Below are 17758 nucleotides of genomic sequence, written 5' to 3'. Positions count from 1 at the left end.
GAGCATTAGAACCTATAGGTTCCTTGAATTCGTGTATAATCGCCTAACTTAAAGCTTTCACTACCATATAAAGTGTCTCGTTTATTAGTGCCCTTCGCATCGAAAGTATAGAATGCTTCAAGGAGCAAGTCCTTGCGCGGTACATAGCCGGCACCAAATGTAAAGCTGCGAACACCATCTAAATAACGATCAGGTACTGCACCCGTACCATTACCACCGAAGAAGGAGCCATGTTCAAAGTATTTGTAATCGATGAATGCATTCCAAGATTTCGGAACATCTAGATCAGCACGTCCAATATCTAGACGAGCCATCCAGAAGTGTGGTGTGCCGCCCATTTGATGACCTTTTAGAGTAAAGTCTGCTGTACCACGTTCATGTTGATATACGGTATTACCATTGAGGTAACGTCCTAAGTTAGAACGGTTTTGACCATAATCAACTGTAACAGCTGCATTAGCACCAAGTTGATATTTAGCACCAATACCAAACACATGAGCTACATTGGAGAAGCTATGTTCATCATTACCGTTACCGTTTGCATTTAAATATGTATGTGTTTTACCGCCAAAGGAGCGTAAATACCAAGCTTGCAAACCTAAACGAGAGCCAATTTGTTTCTTGTATTGAATAAAGGCTGCCTTATCAATAGCTGGTACAGTATCTTTTTCAAGAACTACACCTTCTGTTCTAATCAAATTACCAATGATCTTACCAATTGCTTCACGTGGCAATTTATTTTCAGATTCCGCATCATGTACAACTTTTTCAAGATTATACATATAGTTAAACAATGCATTAGGCATACCCCAACCATAGTAAGAACCACCTTCGCCATAATCACCAGAGGACATGGTGAAGTTCTTTTTGTAAATGGCATCTTTAGCATCATAATCACTAAATACGTATTTACCACTATCGTATTTGTAAGTCTTTGCACCTAAGAAGCCAGTGAATTCATAATCACTTGACGGTTGACCATAGTAATCATAAGATTTCTTAAATGTACCATCAGCTTGTTTCACCCAAACTTCGTCAAGCCCACTATTGTTATAATTACTCCAGTTATCTTTTGCATTATATTTGGCAATTTCTGTAATCGATTGATTAATCTCAGCTGCATGTTTATCAACATACTCTTTAGGATTTAGCAAGGCTTCTTTATTATCAGAGGATACGATAAGACCTTTTGCCTTTTCTTTCATAGATTCAGGGTACAATGGGGAATTTACGTTATACATAATGTCGCCTGTTTTATACAGTTTTTCCCCTGTTTTCTTATTGGTGATTTCATACATTGCATACCCACCAGATGGGATATCAAGGGAGAATTTAGTCTCTGCCATATCTGTAGGATATGCTTTTGTAAGAATATCTTGTAATCGACCCATAATTTGAGCTTGTTTTTTCTGAGTTTCAGCTAATTTAGCATTAGCCTTTTCAAGTTCTTGATCACGGTTCGGATTACTCCATCTTAAGTCTAAGCTTTCTTTATAAGCTTCGTATTCAGCTTGCAAGTCTTTGAGCTGTTGATAGAAATAGAGGCTATCTGTCTTACCTTTGTAAGTGGAGTTATAAATACCAGTTGGACTATCTGGAGCTGCCGGATCTGTTGAGGTCTTCTTCTCACCATCAGAACCGGTTTTAGTAGCACTCTCAATATCGTATGGATAATCATCGCGATTGATACCAATCAATTCAGCTGCTGTTGGTGGTCTAAAGATAACTTTGTGCACTGCATGAGTATATGCAGAATCAGTGATACCTGTACTATGTTTGAAAGTACCAACACCAATACGAACTTGAGAATCATGGCCATTCCAAACAGCACGAACGCCGTCATAAGATTGACCAAACCAGTAACCACTAGCGCCCATAGGCTCAGTTAAACGCCCTACAGATACGTCCCATTTCTTAACGCGTCTTGTAAGATCAACTGTATCAAGTCGTTGATGGTTGAGACCTTTGGAATCAGATTTTGTCCAGCTTGTATCTACTCCAATCATACCACTCATACTGCCAATAACCTTGAGGTTTGTGAACTCATTAAGCCGAGCATCAAAGCCAAGGCGTAAGCGTTGTTCAAAACTATGACGATTAGCATCGTACATATTGGCTTTTGCAGAACCGATGGCAGAATTCGATCTAAATGGAGATTGTGGTCTATTAGAACCATCATGTGCCATCCAACGTGCTCTATAGTCGCCAACCATTGTAATACCACGTTCTTTAGTGGTATCGAAATCAGAACGAATAAAGTCAGTTAAACGAACTACATCAGCTACGTTTTGTACACCAGATTCAGAGTTTACCACTTCACCATTAGCTACATTAGCACCTGTAACATTCGCACCATCTTTAGTTTTCCCGATAGCCGTAGTTTTGCTGCTATCACCACCACCAAATTTAAGGTTAACACCCATGCGATATACACGCTCTTGAGTAGCACGATCATCATCGCGATGGTTAAAGATATTATTGATACCGAAATACATCATGGCATTTTTATTGAAACGTTTTTGAATCATTACATTCCAAATGCCAAATGTTTTCTTTTCATACATTTGTTTCTTATATACGCCTGCATCACCAGACAAGATATCTGGCCAGTAGTTACCACCGTTATTAAGAGTATTACTATCAAGCATATTAATATAGTAATCACCCCAGATGGAGCCATTCCAACCGGATTTAGGGTTATCATAAGTAATGCCAATATCAACTTTGTGCATTGGTTTATCCAATAATTGACGTGGCATGGATGGATCGCTTTTGTTGATAGCGTGTAAATATGTATAACCTAATTTACCAGACCAATATTTGCCAAATTTTTGTTGTACTTCCGCTTGCAGCCCTGTAATTTCAGCTTTACCAATATTTTTAAAGCTGTAAATCATATCCGGGGCACGTTGGTATTTCGCATCACCCTTAAGATATGGTGCAAAGTCCATAAAATCACCAGTGAAGTATACAGACATATAGTTCTTAATACGGTTATGGAATACACCTACGCGTGCATATGTATTTTTATTTTCACCCTCCAAGCTCATGTCGAAATTGACCGATTTTTCTGGTTTCAAATTAGGATTGCCAGCCCAATACCAACCGAGTTTTGCTACCCCAATCCCTACAGGGTTAGAAGCGTACATTTCCCAGTTATACCACAATTCGCCCATACCAGGCTCTGTATAACCGGTACCTACATTGGCTTTAAATCTGCGATGTGTATTACCTTTAACGTTATATGTCATGCCCAAAGATGCAGATACGTTAGAACCAAACAAGCTACTATTGTCGAAGCGCACAATTGGAGACAATGTTAAATTCTTATTAACTTGCCATGTATCAGAAATGTAAGCGTTTATTTTACGAATCGTACCACTACCAGTAGTCAAGCGTTGATCGCGATTACGGTACTCTTCCAAGAAAGCCTTACCATTTAGCTTAGGTGCTTTCTTACGCATTTCTGGATCGTTAGACTCACCATATTTAAAATAGTCACCTACGATGTTTGCACGATGTGCCGCCATTTCAGGATTTTCCGATTTCAACCGATTTTCCAAAGCATAATATCGCTTCTTAAATTCATCCGTTACGGGTTGATTATTCGGCGATGTGCTTGACCATTCACTAAGTCTGCTTTCCGATAAACCATAATTCACATAATCATCGTACGTAATGCCCGGCTTTTGTGCCTTTGTTTCAGCTCCATAGTATTCATAATCCATATCCCATTGCGGCATGCCGCCACCGGAATTAATGAATTTATAGTCATGGATGTGAGAGTAAACTTTAATACTATTATCGCCTTTACGTCGCACGAGACGATCAAGGCGGTCTACTAACAAGCTTTTATCGTAATCCCATGGATCGATGTACATCGTACTTGTATTAGGAGAACTCTTTAAGCGACTACCAGAGCCTTCTTCACGAGCATAGCTAACACCATAGCTTAGCAAATGATTTTTATTAACTTGCGTATTTGCATTTACGCGAATATCTAATTGACGATGATCGATGTTATCGATATAACGCAACTCATTAGAGCCTTCATAAGCAGAACGACCTGTATAGTTAATGAGCGCTACGTCATTTTCTTTAATGCGAGAATAGTTTGTTTCAACAGTCCAGTCACTCTTTCCAGCTCTAGAGGACCATTGCAGATTAGCTGTATTACGATCTGCGGTACGTTTGAAGTGTTGCTGTGGCTCTAAGTCGGAGTCGGAGTGCTTAACATCGCGCACAAGATCTTCCGTGTAACGATTAAGTCGCAATTCCACCTTATTTTTATCATTTGCCTCGTAGGTCGCTACAAGACCGATATCTGCCGCATCACCATAGTAACGAAGTACATTTGGCTTGAAGTTATGTTTTGCATAATCAAAGGCCATCCCAGAGGCACGACGTTTAACAGATGCTAGAACAGGCATAAGATCTCGTTTACTACCTGATAAACCAACCTTTAACTTGCCCATTTGACCAGAATCGGCACGAATGAAGAAGTTTTGGAACGGAAATACATCGCCATCGCTCTTGCGACGCAAGCCTTCAGCATTAAATTGTACGGATGGTTTCTTTTGTGCTTTTTTAGTGATGATATTAACTACACCACCTACTGCATCAGATCCGTATTTAGCACTAGCCGCACCTTGAATAACTTCAATTCTCTCTACGTTCTCTGTACCCAAACGTTGTACTTCATCGGCCGCACCAGAGTACTTATCAAAATCACCTAGCACTGGTTGACCATCTACGAGGATAAGAGTGTGACGCGCTTCTGCACCGCGAATGGACACGCCCACACGCCCCATAGCATCAACTGTTCTAGATACGCCTGTTTGCGTAAAAATAATGTCTTCAACGGACTTCGCCTGTTTCTTTTCAATCTCTTTCTTGGTAATGATTTGCACTTGCTGTGAGTTCAATTTTGCTTCTTCTTCTGCCCATGTGCCTTTCACATTAACAACATCTGTAGTGACAGTCGCATTATCTGCCCAAACCACTAGAGGTGCGCTAAGCCACAAGGCAACTGCACTAGACAGGATTATGGTACGCTTTGTATGTCCCCACCGGTTCATTATGCCCTCCTAAACTTATAACTAAACATATATCTTGTATCTTACACACAAATATAAAAAGATACACTTCACTAACATATAATGACATTGAATATCATTCACATTTTAATGTTAGCAAAGTGTATCTTGCATATCTACTCCGAATAGACCAAAAATATACGTTTCGGACAAATCGGACATAATTTTTAGAATTTATACGTCATTTGGAAACGAGTATAATTCCCAAGTTTGAAGTTTTCAGATCCATATAAGGTATCTCGTTTATTAATCCCTTTAGCATCAAATGTATAGAATGCTTGTAAAAGAAGATCTTTAGTTGGCACATAGCCACCACCAAAGGTAAAGCTCTTAATACCATCCAAGTAACGGTCAGGTACAGCCTCTGTGCCATTGCCGCCGAAGAAGGAGCCATGAGCAAAGTATTTATAGTCCACATAGGCATTCCAAGAGCCAGGTTTATTCATATCAACGCGGCCAACATCAAAGCGCAATGCCCAGAAATGAGGTACACCACCTATATCACGACCCTTGATATCGAATTGAGCAGATCCAGCCTTATGTTCATAATGAGTATTGCCATTCATGAAGCGACCAAAGTCACTACGGTTTTGTCCATAGTCGAAGGAAATACTTACATTATGATTTAATTGATACTTAGCTCCAACACCGAAAATATTAGCCATATTGTTGAATTCATGCGCTTCTGTAGCATTACCATTCGCCGTATAGAAGCGATAGTCACTACCGCCAAAGGAGCGCAAGTACCATGCAGCTAAGCCAAGTCGAGGTGTTACCATATGTTTAACTTGAACATAGGCAGCCTTTTCAATTGGTGGAATTGTATCCCGCTCCAATACGACACCTATTGAAGGAATAACAGCACCTGTATATTTTCCTAACGCCTCTCTCGGCAAACGACTGTTGCCGTCCGCTTTTTCAAGCATTCGAGCCAAGCTATTAAAGTACGAAGCTATCATAGAAGGATAATAGGCACTTCCTTTTACGTTAATAAGACCGGATGTGCCGGAGTCGTTAATATCAACGACATTTGCCTTATAAATAGACTCGTCCAGCCCGTCAAAGGCATTATCTTCAAATTTCATCGTATATGGATTATTACCGAAACTATAGGTTGCTATATCTTTCGCCTTGGCACGATACGCCTCTACGATAGCCGCCTTATTCTGATTATACCAATTTGAAATAAACGGTTTTCCGCCATTAGCAAGAACAAAGGTATCACTCAACTTCATTTCAAACAATGGGTTTTTCTTATCAAGCCCAATCGTTCCCGGTGCTATTTTCTGAGTGAAAGTACGTTCATCTTCATACCATTGTTCATCATCTTCATCATAGTATCGCGATTTATAAGAATACGTTACCGACACATCTGGCATCTTAATCGATACAGTCTGTTTAGCCGCATCCGCACCATAAGCTTTCACCGCGATTTCCTGCATCCGGCGCAACACATCAAACTGCGCAGCTCGCAAAGGTTCCCTTTCTTTCGCCACACGAGCTTCCACATCCGGCAATGATGCTTCCAACTTTGCCAGCTCCGCTTTTAATGGAGCCAATTGATCCGCGGACATGCCGTCAATAAATTCTTTAGACCAGATATCGGAAGTCATATCATCGATTTTTTTCTTTAATGTACCTACCTCCGCATCTAAAGCGCCTTCCTTATCGCGCAAGGCTTTTAATTGCTGGTAGAAATTAATAGTATTCCCTGCATTTGGTACGATGAGTTCCTTATTAGCACCGTCCGAATCCATAGTAACACCTAAGAATTCCTCTACCGTTGGAACCCGTTTAAAATGCGTATAAATAGCATGAGTATAAGCACTATCGCTAATTCCCGTACTATGTTTAAAGGTCCCCACACCGATACGGACTTGAGTATTCTTATTCGTCCAAACACTACGAAGACCGTCATATTCCTTATTAAACCAATAACCTGTAACCCCCATGGATTCCGTGATACGTCCAATACTATAATCCCACTTGGATTCATGATGAGTTACATCCAATTCATCGAGTCTCTGATGATTAAACCCTTTAGACCCCTCTGTTTCATGACCACTGTCCACACCGCTCTGTCCGGAAGCACTGCCTACAACACGTATATTCGTATTATCGTTAATGCGAGCATCGACACCGACACGTATACGTTGATTCAAGCCGTGTTCCTTCCGATCCGCCAGATTCTTTGCGGCCTCGTCGGATACGTAACTAGTAGTCGTCACCCGCGTAGCAGGACGATCGGATCCAAGATGACTGTCATTACGTACACGATAGTCACCTACCAATTCCGTACCTCGTTTTCTGTCTGTATCGAAAGGACGCGTAATAAAATCATGCAGCATAACCGGAGGTAACGATTCAAACTGCTCCTTCGTAAGTTTCGTTTTACTTTCACCTGAACCGAAACCGAATTTCATATTTAATCCAATACGATATACTCGAGCCGATAGAGCCCGATCATCATCACGATGGTTAAAGAGATTATCAATACCGAAATAGATTCGTGAATCCTTATCAATCTTCTTTTGAATCATCAAATTCCATATGCCGTAAGTTTTATGTTCATACATATCGGCGGTTCTTCTATTATTCAAATTATATCTGATAACGGAACGATCGGAATTATTAGGATCAATATAAGATACCATATAATTACCGCCGCCAGACAAGGAGTTACTATCCAGCATATGAATATAATAATCGCCCCACAGGCTACCGCTCCATCCACTGGCCTTATCCTCAAAATCCACACCGATATCCACTTTATGACGCGGTTTATCCAGTAATTCACGAGGCATATCTTTATCGCTCTTATTAAGCGCTCGTAAATACGTATATCCCAAACGGGCTTTCCAGTGCTTATTCAAAGTCTGTTTCACTTCAAATTGAAGACCTGTGATTTGGGCCTTGCCAATATTACGGAAACTGTAAATCATATCCGGCGCATGCGCAAATTTCGCCGCTCCATATGTGGTAGATTCATCATATTGAGGATAAAAATCCATCAAATATCCCGTATTGTAAATCGACATATAATTCCGAATATTATTGTGGAATACGGTTACTTTACCATAGGTATTTTTATTTTCCCCTTCCAAAGAAAGGTCGAAATTCATGGATTTCTCTGGTTTAAGGTTCGGATTTCCGACCCAATACCAACCTAATCGGGCTTCACCTCCACCGATTGTGGCATTTGTAATATTCGGGCCATACATTTCCCAGTTATAATACAGCTCGCCCATACCGGGTTCCGTATAGCTGGTACCCACATTAGCCTTTAATCTGCGGTGTACATTTCCATGTACATTGTGCGTCATGCCGAAATTAAACGACCAATTGGAGCCAAATAAATCACTATGATCCAGTCTTATAATTGGTGATAAAGTAGTATTTTTATTAACCTGCCACGTATCCTGAATAAAGAAATTCTGTTTCTTGATCTCCGCACGTCCTGCGGTCTGTTGATTAACGCGTTTTAAATACTCTTCTTTAAAATAAGCTCCGTTTAATTTCAACTTCGTAGAATCAAAATCCGGTACGGCGCCATAGTAAAAGCTCGGTAAATAGGCATCATAAAGTGCAGGATAATACTTACCGTTCTCATCTTTTCGGCCTTCCTTATTAAAATGATAGTCTTCAATAAATTCTTTATTCTCCGCTAACAAACGTTTAGCAAACTGCTGATATCGCGCATAAGCTTCAGGATTCCGTTTTTTCAGCGTACGCTCCGTCACAGGGCCATCCACAAGCCCCATTACGGCCGCCGAATCAATTCCCGCCTGGGGATCCAAATATTGAAGATATTCTTCGTAAGTAAATTCCGGCAATGTATTTGGCTTACTTTTATCCCCGTTATACCATTCTTTCTCCTTATTCCACTGCTCTACACCAGCGTCGTTTTTTCTGAAAGAATGGTCATAAATTGTGGATGAAGGAACACCGTTTTTTACAGCTAGACTTTTATCGTAATCCCAGGGATCGATATGCCGTTTATAGGTATGAGGCGCATTTTTAAGTCTGCTACCTTCGCCTGTCTCCCGTATAAACCCAATACCATAAGACAAGAGATGTTTCTTATTGACTTGTGTGTCTGCCCCGAGTGTTACGCTCCATTGACGATGATCTACATTATCCACATAGTTTAATGTATTTTTCCCTTCATAGGTACTGTTCCCATAGTCACTGGTTAATGTTACATCATCTTCTTTGGTCCGCGTATAATTCAGTTCCGCTTTCCAAGAACTCTTATTGTCCTGACCAGTATATGTCAAATTAAGATTATTCCTGTCTAAATCCCGTTTGTAATGAACCTGAGGTTCCAAATAAGAAGTACTGCGCTTTACATACCGTTCTAAGTCCTCATTATACCGATCGATGCGAATTCCCAAAGACTGCTTATCATTAATATCATACGTAGCGGCCAAACCTATATTAGAATTTGTACCGTAATACCGTAGGGAATTCTTTAAAAAACCGTGGTCTTCATCATTGGTCATAGCGCTGATACGACGCTGCTCGCTGGCATAAATAGGCATAATGTCACGTTTACTACCGTGAATATTAACTTTTAACTTACCTAATGAGCCAGAATCAGCGCGCATAAAGAAATTGGAAAACGGTACGATATCACCGTCGCCTTTAGTTCTACGACCTTCCGCATTAAACTGAAGGCCAGCGGTCTTACGCGGTTTATTGGTAATAACATTAATAACACCACCGATGGCATCGGATCCGTATTTAGCACTAGCCGCACCTTGGATAATTTCTATGCGTTCCACATTTTCTGTACCGAGACGTTGTAATTCATCACCAGCACCTTGATATTTGGCAAGGTCGCCCATCACAGGCTGTCCATCCACAAGAATCAAGGTATGACGAGGATCCGCTCCACGGATAGATACGCCGACGCGCCCCATCGAATCGACGGTTCTAGATACGCCAGTTTCGGAAAACACAATATCTTCTACGGATTTTGCCTGCTTTTTGACAATATCCTTCTTCGTGATAATCGTCGTCTGCTGAGACTCTTGTTTTGCCTGCTCTTCAGCCCATGTACCGCGAACATGAACCACATCGGTTGTTACAGTCGCATTGTCCGCCATAACCACCGGCATTTGCAACCAGCACGCTACTGCACAGGATAGTATGACATATCTCCTTGCCCGCACCCAACTCCTATTCATTAAATTTCCTCCACACATATATTTAACTATGCATATAAAAATACACTTTACCACTACAACCAAATGACATTGAAAATCATTTACAGGTTTAATAGTAGCAAAGTGTATTATACATATCTACTCCGAATAGACCAAAAATATACGTTTAGGACAATATTTAATTTTCATAGACTATCAAACCTAGCCTAAAGCACAAAAATTTTTAGCTAGGATAATATAAGGTCCAAATTATTTAGACCTTACGATAAGCACTTGGCGTTACACCAGTAGCCTCTTTGAATGCACTAGTAAATTTACTACCATTCTCATACCCTACCGCATTAGCGATTTCTAAAATAGACTGATCTGAGTCTTGAAGCAATCGCTTCGCCGCATTAATACGACATTCTTTTAGATATTGATGTATGGTTGTACCAAATACACCTTTAAAGCAACGTTTCAGGGTAGATGTAGGAATATCAAACTGTTCAGACAAGGAATCAATAGTAATACGCTTCATAAACTGTGTTGATACATATTCACTTACAGCTTTTACAATATCTACCTGTTGCTTTCTATAGGTACTTCTCTTTTCAGGATTAGCTGTAGAGATAACAGATAATAATAAAAAGATTTCAATCACTTTTAATTTAAAATAGTGCTCTTTTATTTGATCTGACACATTATATAAACTGGAAAAAATGTGACGAACAGTTTCCGTTTCTTCCATCATCATACCAAAATCAGAATGCTCACAAAACCGATTGGCCAACTCAGTCAAATCAATTCGAGAATCACTAACAAGTGCATCTAATACGGGTTGAGCTTTTTCAACATCTACTAATAATACAATTCCTTTAAATAATTTTGTAGGAAAGTAATTTTCATGTTGATAATCAGAGCGTATATGCCAACCTAACGACATATCCCCTGGCCCCATATATAAATACTCACCAGATGAAAACTTGCACTCTATGCGCCCCTCTTCACAGTGATTTATAGCAAACGTCTTGGTATGTGATTTAGCATAAAATTGAATCGTCTCTTGCTTCACATCTAGAAACATTAGATCGATACCGTCAAACACCGTATACCTTGACATAGATGTTCCAGCATGTGAGGCCGCATGATTATGTGGATTCATACTATCACCATATACACAAATTCTATAAACATAAATTAATAATATTATATTATAGTATACTTATTGATAGTCATTGTCAACTTCAAAATAGTAATAATTCATTTTATATTTAAAAATATAAGCTAGTTAGCTTTAGTAATATAGAATAATTAATATCATCATTAAGATATAGTTAGTTTGCTATAAAATAAGCCTCATAAATTAAACTACAAGAACTTAATTCATGAGGCTATATTCAAAACTAAGGATATAAGTTTCTATTTTTTTGTTTTAATAATAAAAGCTATTGCTATGACATGAGCTACCCATATAATGCCCATAACCATTAGAGCAATAGGCATATCTTGACTAAAATAGGCACCAATTGTCATTATGGCACTAACGGATACGAGAATGGACAACTTTGCCCGCAATGTCAACGCTTTATCGCGTTCATAAGCAGCAACAGTCTTTTGATATAAACTAGACGCCAAAAACATTTTATGGAGTCGTTCAGATCCACGAGCCAAACAAAATAACGTTAGCATATAAAAAGGGACTGTTGGCAATAGTGGTAGTACGATACCTGCTGTACCAAGGGCAAAACTTATGGCCCCAATAGTCAGGAATACATATCGAACAACTACATTACGATATTGCTCAGTTATTTTCATTAATCCTCTTCTACGTAGTTAATAACTTTACCCTTTGTTTTAATAAAGTTAGGAACAATGAGTACTAAAGCGGCAATAGCTACAATGCCATAAATACCTGCCATACCTACCCATTCATAAGCATTACCTAATACTAGACCCATTACGGCAAAGTCCGCATCACCAAAGGTTGTATTTTGGAAGCCTAATTGACCAAGAACAGGAAGCGCCAAAGCTGGCAAGAATGTAATAGCCAAACCATTTAGGAAAGCGCCTACTGCTGCACCACGACGGCCACCAGTAGCATTGCCATAAATACCTGCAGTGGCACCACAGAAGAAGTGTGGCACAAGACCAGGAATGATTAATACGCCACCTACAGCACCAAGGATAAGCATACCGATAATACCACCTATAAAGGAGCTAAGGAAACCTAATACCACCGCAGTTGGAGCATAGGTGAAGAATACGGCACAATCTACAGCTGGAATTGCATTAGGGATAATTTTTGTAGCAATGCCTTGGAATGCAGGAATTAAATCACCTAAGATCATACGCACACCAGAGTATACGATTGTTACACCAACAGCAAAGTTCATAGCACTCATAACAGCGTATAAATATGGGCTCATATCACCAGATAAAGTGGCTACAAACTCGGAACCTGCCGCAAAAGCCGCAATTAAGTAGAATACAATCATAGTTAATGCTGTAGATAATGTTGAGTCACGTAAAAAGCCCCATTTTTCTGGTATTTCAATATCTTCTGTACTATCTTCAGCTTTACCAACATATTTGGCAACCCAAGCCGATAAATAGTAGCCTAAACTACCAAAATGACCAATGGCAATTTCATCACCATCTGTCACTTTAGATGTATAACTTTGGCCAATAGCTGGAGAAATAGCAGACCAAGCCCCCATTAAGAAACCACCTACAAGTATGAGTTCCATACCGGATAAACCGGCTGTACCAAGTACGGCAGACATAAGGCATGCCATAAATAAGCTGTGATGACCTGTTAAGAACACATATTTAAACTTGGTAAAACGTGCAATACATAAGTTCATCAATAAGCCTACAACAAGAATAGACATTGTTTCAACGCCAAGTACCTTTTGTGCAACAGCTACGATAGCTTCATTATTTGGCACTACACCAGTAATATGGAATCCATGTTCAATCATTTTTCCCAATGGGTCAAGATTGCTAACGATAACACCCGCACCTGCAGCTAACATTAAATACCCGAGAATAGGTTTTAATGTGCCCGTCATTATTTTATGAAACGGACGTTTCAAGGCGATCAAGCCTATACATGACATAATACCAATCAAAAGTGCCGGTTGAGACAGCACATCACGCAAGAACTCTAATACCATTTCCATGGCACTACCTCCTATATAATTGTTACATATTATTGAGCAGCTTGTTTTAATGCTTCAAGAACATCTTCTGTAATCTTCTTTTTATTAATATAGCTACGAACAATAGCAACATTTTTATCGTCAAATTGTTCAGCCAACTCTTTCACAGTTACAATGAGGTCTGCCTTACGACCTTGAGCCGCGTTAAAATCGATAGATTCGACTTGTGCATCGATACCATTTTCAGCACAAATTTCTTCAATTTTCATTTTTAACATCAAGCTAGAACCAATACCATTACCACATACAGTTAATACAGAAATCATACTTGCCTCCTTCTAAATGTTTATTGCTCGTCTAAATGCTCTGCCAAGAATGCTTGTACGTCGTCAATACTTTCAAAGTCAACGGCCGCATCTAAGAATTCTTCATCCTCAAATAAAGTAGCAATATCTGTTAACAATTGAATATGCTCATCTTTATTGGGAGCACATAAGAATAATGCGACAGATACAGGGTCATTATCAGGACTGCCAAAATTCAATGGTTTTTCCAATGTCACTAAAGCTGTCCCTACACGCTTTGCACCATGTTCTGGGCGAGCATGTGGCATAGCAAGACCTGGAGCCAATACGATATATGGGCCCATTTCGCGAACTACTTCAACCATAGCCTCTGTATAAGATGGCTCCGTAAAACCCGCATCAACCATCAGTTGACCACCATGACGAATAACATCCTCCCACGTCTCAGCGGGATAATGAAAGGATACATTATCCTCAGATAATAAATCTTGTATCAAACTAACACCTCCTAAACGTACTTCTGTACATATAGTTCTATTATAGCTATTATAATAAATTTTTCATATATCAAAATAACAATGAACTTATAAAAATGAATAAAGCTAACATAAGATTTTGCTATTTATAATTTAATAAACCCTTATACGTATAATACCTATACAGGTATTAATATTGTATATATATTGAAATTTCTCTATACTTAGATAAGACTTAAACTGCCTAAATAAAAAATAGAATAAGGAGATTTTATGCAGACTTCGGTAAAAGTATTTGTACTCTGTCTAATCCTCTGTATTTCATTAGTAACAGCTTTACAGTTTGGCGCTAAATTCATTTCTCTAGACCAAATTATTTCAGCTCTTATGTCTATGATTGATGCAAATACTACAGCATCTATGACTGATACAATTATTACAGATATTCGCTTACCACGACTTATTTACTCTGTTCTAACAGGTATAGGTCTATCACTTGTAGGTCTATTAATGCAAGCTGTCACGCGCAATGCCCTCGCAGATCCCTATGTATTAGGTGTTTCTTCTGGCGCAAGCACAGGTGCCGTTTTCGCTATTATCATGGGTGGGCTTCCATTCTTAGGCCAGTACAATACGCCTATTTTTGCGGCCCTAGGAGCAGCACTTTCAATTATATTAGTCCTCTTATGTGTTGGTAAAAGCAACAGCCCCGTAAAACTTATCCTCATAGGTATGGGTATGACTGGTGTATTCTCAGCCTTAACGATGATGATTATTTACGGAGCCAAACACGAAGCTCAAGTGCGAAGTGCTATGTTCTGGCTACTTGGCAGCTTTGCAGGCATACAATGGAGTGATTTACCATTAACAGCAATTATCGTAATCTTATTTATGCTATATATCTATATGTTTAATCAAGACCTTGATGTGTTGCTACTCGGTAATCATGAAGCAGCACAAATGGGACTTTCCGTTAAGCAGTTACAATTAAGCATCGTTATCATATCCTCTATTGTAATTGCCACACTAGTATCAAAGGTCGGTGTAGTTGGCTTTATCGGCCTTATCATCCCGCACCTTGCTAGGATTATAGGTGGACCTAAACATAAACATACATTACTATTTAGTGCACTCATCGGTAGCATCGTTATGATCTGGTCAGACGTATTATCGAGAGCACTCTACAGTCCAGAAGAAATTCCTATTGGTGTGCTTACATCTTTATTAGGGGCTCCACTCTTCATTTGGATTATCATGAATCGTTATAAACACAATGGTTAGTGTATATCATATCTATAGGAGATACTATGTATCAAATTAATCAGCTGTCTTTTTCTTATGAAACAAAAGAAGTGTTAAAGAATATTTCTGTAACATTTCCTACCAATAAAATAACAGCCATAATTGGACCGAATGGATGTGGTAAGTCTACACTACTTAGCCATCTATATCGACTTCATCCATCAAAAAACAAAATCACATTAAACGAAAAACCTTTAGAATCTTATAAAGGTCGAGAATTTGCTCAATTGGTAGCAGTTTTAACACAATCTAGAGATGCTATGATCGACGATTTTCTCGTAAAAGATATCGTTCTTATGGGCCGGTATCCGTACAAACAACACTTTGGCACCTATAGTTCTGAGGATGTTAAAATTGCAGAGCATTATATGAATGAAGTAGGCATCACCCATTTAGCAAATGAAGAAATTCATCATTTATCAGGTGGTGAGAAGCAACGCGTATTCATTGCTAAAGCCTTAACCCAGAAACCTCAAATACTTCTTTTAGATGAACCTACTAATCATTTAGATATGAAGTATAAAATAGCACTTATGAAGCAATTGCGTGCTTTTAAAGGCACTACAATTGTAGTCCTTCACGACTTAAATCTAGCGGCTCAATATTGCGATCATATTGTCATCATGAACAGCGGAACTATCCTAAAAGAAGGTTCCCCTACCGAGGTGCTCACACCTGAAATTCTTGAACCAATTTTTGAAGTTCCTTTTAAAACCTCTTGGGATGAAGGACGCTATCATTTATATTATTAATTAGTAAAGAAAGGACTTACTATGTTTCAGAATTTAAGAAAGTCAAAAAAATTATTATTAATCGCTATGACATGTGCTACATTCGCTATTGCTGGTTGTGGTTCTGATTCTACAAAAACTACAGCTGATAACGGGACCTCTGTAACATGGAGTGAAACATTTGATGGTACAAAAACAGACTTTGCCGTAAAATCCGCCCCAACTCATGCAGTGTCCATGTCCCAAGCAACAACGGAAATGATGTTACAATTAGGCCTTGAAGACAAAATGGCTGGGACCGCTTTCAAAGAAGAAGAAATCTACCCACCTTTACAAGCGGCTTACGACAAAGTAAAAGTATTATCTGATAAATGGCCTTCCTATGAAGTATTCATGTCCGTAAAGCCTGACTTCGCTACGGGATGGCCTGATTCTTTCAGCAAACGAGCTATACCTGCAGATAAAATGATTTCCCAAAAGGTTAATATTTGGATCCCTGAATCCATGTTATCTACTAAAGCTGACCTCGAAACGAACTTCAGCGACATGATTAAATTGGGTGAGATTTTCGGCGTAAAACCTAAAGCTGAAGAATGGGTTGCAGGTCAACGTAAAACATTGGCAGCTATCCAGGATAAACTAAAAGACTTACCTCGTAAACGCGTTTTCATTTATGACTCTGAAGACGGTCAACCATTCACAGCATTCGAGGGTTATACTACTAACATCTTAAAACTTATCGGTGCTGATAATGTAATGAGCGGCTTAGGCGTTGATAAAACATGGGCTAAAGGTTCTTGGGAAACAGTAATTGCACAAAACCCTGACTACATTATTATCGCCGACTATGGTAATTCTATTCGCAACGATGATGATTTCCAACAAAAAATTGAAAAGATCAAGGCTAATCCTCAACTTCAAGACATCACAGCCGTAAAAGAAGGTCACTTCATTCGTGTAAAACTTTCCGAAATCACACCTGGGGTACGTACAGTTGATGCTTTAAAACGTTTAGCTGAAGAAATTCACGGCATCAAAGTAGACTAATTTAATATAACAAGATATAGAGTAATATGTAATATGTAATATGTAATATGTATTGTATATTATATTATATTATATATAACGAAGAAGGTCCCAATTCAAATGAATTGGGACCTTCTTCGTACTACTTGTATTGCACACAGCATATTGTTTAGAGAGTAAAGATGTGTTGTAGTTGAAAGATTTAGAAATAATGAATTATTGTAAAATAGATTTAAAATGTATTAAATTGTATATGCCGTGACAATGCCTGATTATTTATACTTCTCGACTATATTGTTGCCTATATCGTTTATCATTATTTGCCTTAATAGCCATGATCAATGGCTTTAGCGAAAGAAACTCTTCATCACTGAGTCGAAAGGTTCTACCAATACGTTTAATAGGATTACGTGGGCGCCCGGCACCGCGTCTAGATCCACCCCATGCCATATACATACCTCACTTTTCACTTGAAAAACTCCTTCTACCGATAGTATAACCTCGTATACAT

General features: G+C 39.0%; 11 protein-coding genes. 3 read left to right on the top strand and 8 right to left on the bottom strand.

Annotated features, from left to right (window positions below):
* Nucleotides 1-5 precede the first annotated feature (5 nt).
* From FNLLGLLA_RS02770 to FNLLGLLA_RS02740, 7 genes are all read right to left on the bottom strand, one after another.
* Nucleotides 6-5078, bottom strand: a complete 5073-nt coding sequence (locus FNLLGLLA_RS02770) for a TonB-dependent receptor plug domain-containing protein (RefSeq protein ID WP_174892249.1) — start codon at nucleotides 5076-5078, stop codon at nucleotides 6-8.
* A gap of 185 nt (nucleotides 5079-5263) precedes the next feature.
* Nucleotides 5264-10285, bottom strand: coding sequence for a TonB-dependent receptor plug domain-containing protein (locus tag FNLLGLLA_RS02765; RefSeq protein ID WP_174892248.1), 5022 nt, complete (start codon nucleotides 10283-10285; stop codon nucleotides 5264-5266).
* A gap of 232 nt (nucleotides 10286-10517) precedes the next feature.
* Nucleotides 10518-11408, bottom strand: coding sequence for a helix-turn-helix transcriptional regulator (locus FNLLGLLA_RS02760; RefSeq protein ID WP_156697019.1), 891 nt, complete (start codon nucleotides 11406-11408; stop codon nucleotides 10518-10520).
* A gap of 257 nt (nucleotides 11409-11665) precedes the next feature.
* Nucleotides 11666-12061 carry a YbaN family protein gene (locus FNLLGLLA_RS02755; RefSeq protein ID WP_156697020.1) on the bottom strand — a complete coding sequence of 132 codons (396 nt, stop codon included), beginning with the start codon at nucleotides 12059-12061 and terminating at the stop codon, nucleotides 11666-11668.
* Nucleotides 12061-13428 (bottom strand): PTS ascorbate transporter subunit IIC, encoded by a 1368-nt coding sequence (locus tag FNLLGLLA_RS02750; RefSeq protein WP_004696684.1) that lies wholly within the window; start codon nucleotides 13426-13428, stop codon nucleotides 12061-12063. Before FNLLGLLA_RS02750 ends, FNLLGLLA_RS02755 begins: the two co-directional genes overlap by 1 nt.
* Before the next feature lie 29 nt (nucleotides 13429-13457).
* The gene (locus FNLLGLLA_RS02745) at nucleotides 13458-13733 is read right to left on the bottom strand and encodes a PTS sugar transporter subunit IIB (protein ID WP_004696686.1); all 276 of its coding nucleotides are present in this window, start codon (nucleotides 13731-13733) and stop codon (nucleotides 13458-13460) included.
* A 20-nt stretch (nucleotides 13734-13753) separates the two neighbouring features.
* The gene (locus FNLLGLLA_RS02740; protein ID WP_021148434.1) at nucleotides 13754-14209 is read right to left on the bottom strand and encodes a PTS sugar transporter subunit IIA; all 456 of its coding nucleotides are present in this window, start codon (nucleotides 14207-14209) and stop codon (nucleotides 13754-13756) included.
* Between the two features lie 252 nt (nucleotides 14210-14461).
* On the opposite strand from FNLLGLLA_RS02740, the gene FNLLGLLA_RS02735 reads away from it, so the two are divergent.
* From FNLLGLLA_RS02735 to FNLLGLLA_RS02725, 3 genes are read left to right on the top strand one after another with little or no spacing between them, the layout of a single operon-like run.
* Entirely contained in the window at nucleotides 14462-15469 is a 1008-nt protein-coding gene (locus FNLLGLLA_RS02735) for a FecCD family ABC transporter permease (RefSeq protein WP_174892247.1), read from the top strand.
* A 26-nt stretch (nucleotides 15470-15495) separates the two neighbouring features.
* Nucleotides 15496-16242, top strand: a complete 747-nt coding sequence (locus FNLLGLLA_RS02730; protein ID WP_156697022.1) for an ABC transporter ATP-binding protein — start codon at nucleotides 15496-15498, stop codon at nucleotides 16240-16242.
* A gap of 21 nt (nucleotides 16243-16263) precedes the next feature.
* Nucleotides 16264-17268, top strand: coding sequence for an ABC transporter substrate-binding protein (locus tag FNLLGLLA_RS02725; protein WP_156697023.1), 1005 nt, complete (start codon nucleotides 16264-16266; stop codon nucleotides 17266-17268).
* A gap of 255 nt (nucleotides 17269-17523) precedes the next feature.
* Here FNLLGLLA_RS02725 and FNLLGLLA_RS02720 read toward each other — a convergent pair whose 3' ends face one another.
* The gene (locus FNLLGLLA_RS02720; RefSeq protein WP_004697552.1) at nucleotides 17524-17697 is read right to left on the bottom strand and encodes a hypothetical protein; all 174 of its coding nucleotides are present in this window, start codon (nucleotides 17695-17697) and stop codon (nucleotides 17524-17526) included.
* Between the last annotated feature and the right edge of the window lie 61 nt (nucleotides 17698-17758).

The organism is Veillonella parvula, from assembly GCF_902810435.1.
In the GTDB taxonomy this organism is placed as follows: Bacteria; Bacillota; Negativicutes; order Veillonellales; family Veillonellaceae; genus Veillonella.
The sequence above is the reverse complement of the archived record's forward strand: the minus strand, read 5'-3'. Positions and strand labels throughout refer to the sequence as shown.

Coding starts and splice junctions, on each gene's coding strand:
- FNLLGLLA_RS02760 (WP_156697019.1), bottom strand. CDS start 11,408: ATGAATCCACATAATCATGCGGCCTCACATGCTGGAACATCTATGTCA.
- FNLLGLLA_RS02735 (WP_174892247.1), top strand. CDS start 14,462: ATGCAGACTTCGGTAAAAGTATTTGTACTCTGTCTAATCCTCTGTATT.
- FNLLGLLA_RS02755 (WP_156697020.1), bottom strand. CDS start 12,061: ATGAAAATAACTGAGCAATATCGTAATGTAGTTGTTCGATATGTATTC.
- FNLLGLLA_RS02750 (WP_004696684.1), bottom strand. CDS start 13,428: ATGGAAATGGTATTAGAGTTCTTGCGTGATGTGCTGTCTCAACCGGCA.
- FNLLGLLA_RS02765 (WP_174892248.1), bottom strand. CDS start 10,285: ATGAATAGGAGTTGGGTGCGGGCAAGGAGATATGTCATACTATCCTGT.
- FNLLGLLA_RS02720 (WP_004697552.1), bottom strand. CDS start 17,697: ATGGCATGGGGTGGATCTAGACGCGGTGCCGGGCGCCCACGTAATCCT.
- FNLLGLLA_RS02770 (WP_174892249.1), bottom strand. CDS start 5,078: ATGAACCGGTGGGGACATACAAAGCGTACCATAATCCTGTCTAGTGCA.
- FNLLGLLA_RS02745 (WP_004696686.1), bottom strand. CDS start 13,733: ATGATTTCTGTATTAACTGTATGTGGTAATGGTATTGGTTCTAGCTTG.
- FNLLGLLA_RS02730 (WP_156697022.1), top strand. CDS start 15,496: ATGTATCAAATTAATCAGCTGTCTTTTTCTTATGAAACAAAAGAAGTG.
- FNLLGLLA_RS02725 (WP_156697023.1), top strand. CDS start 16,264: ATGTTTCAGAATTTAAGAAAGTCAAAAAAATTATTATTAATCGCTATG.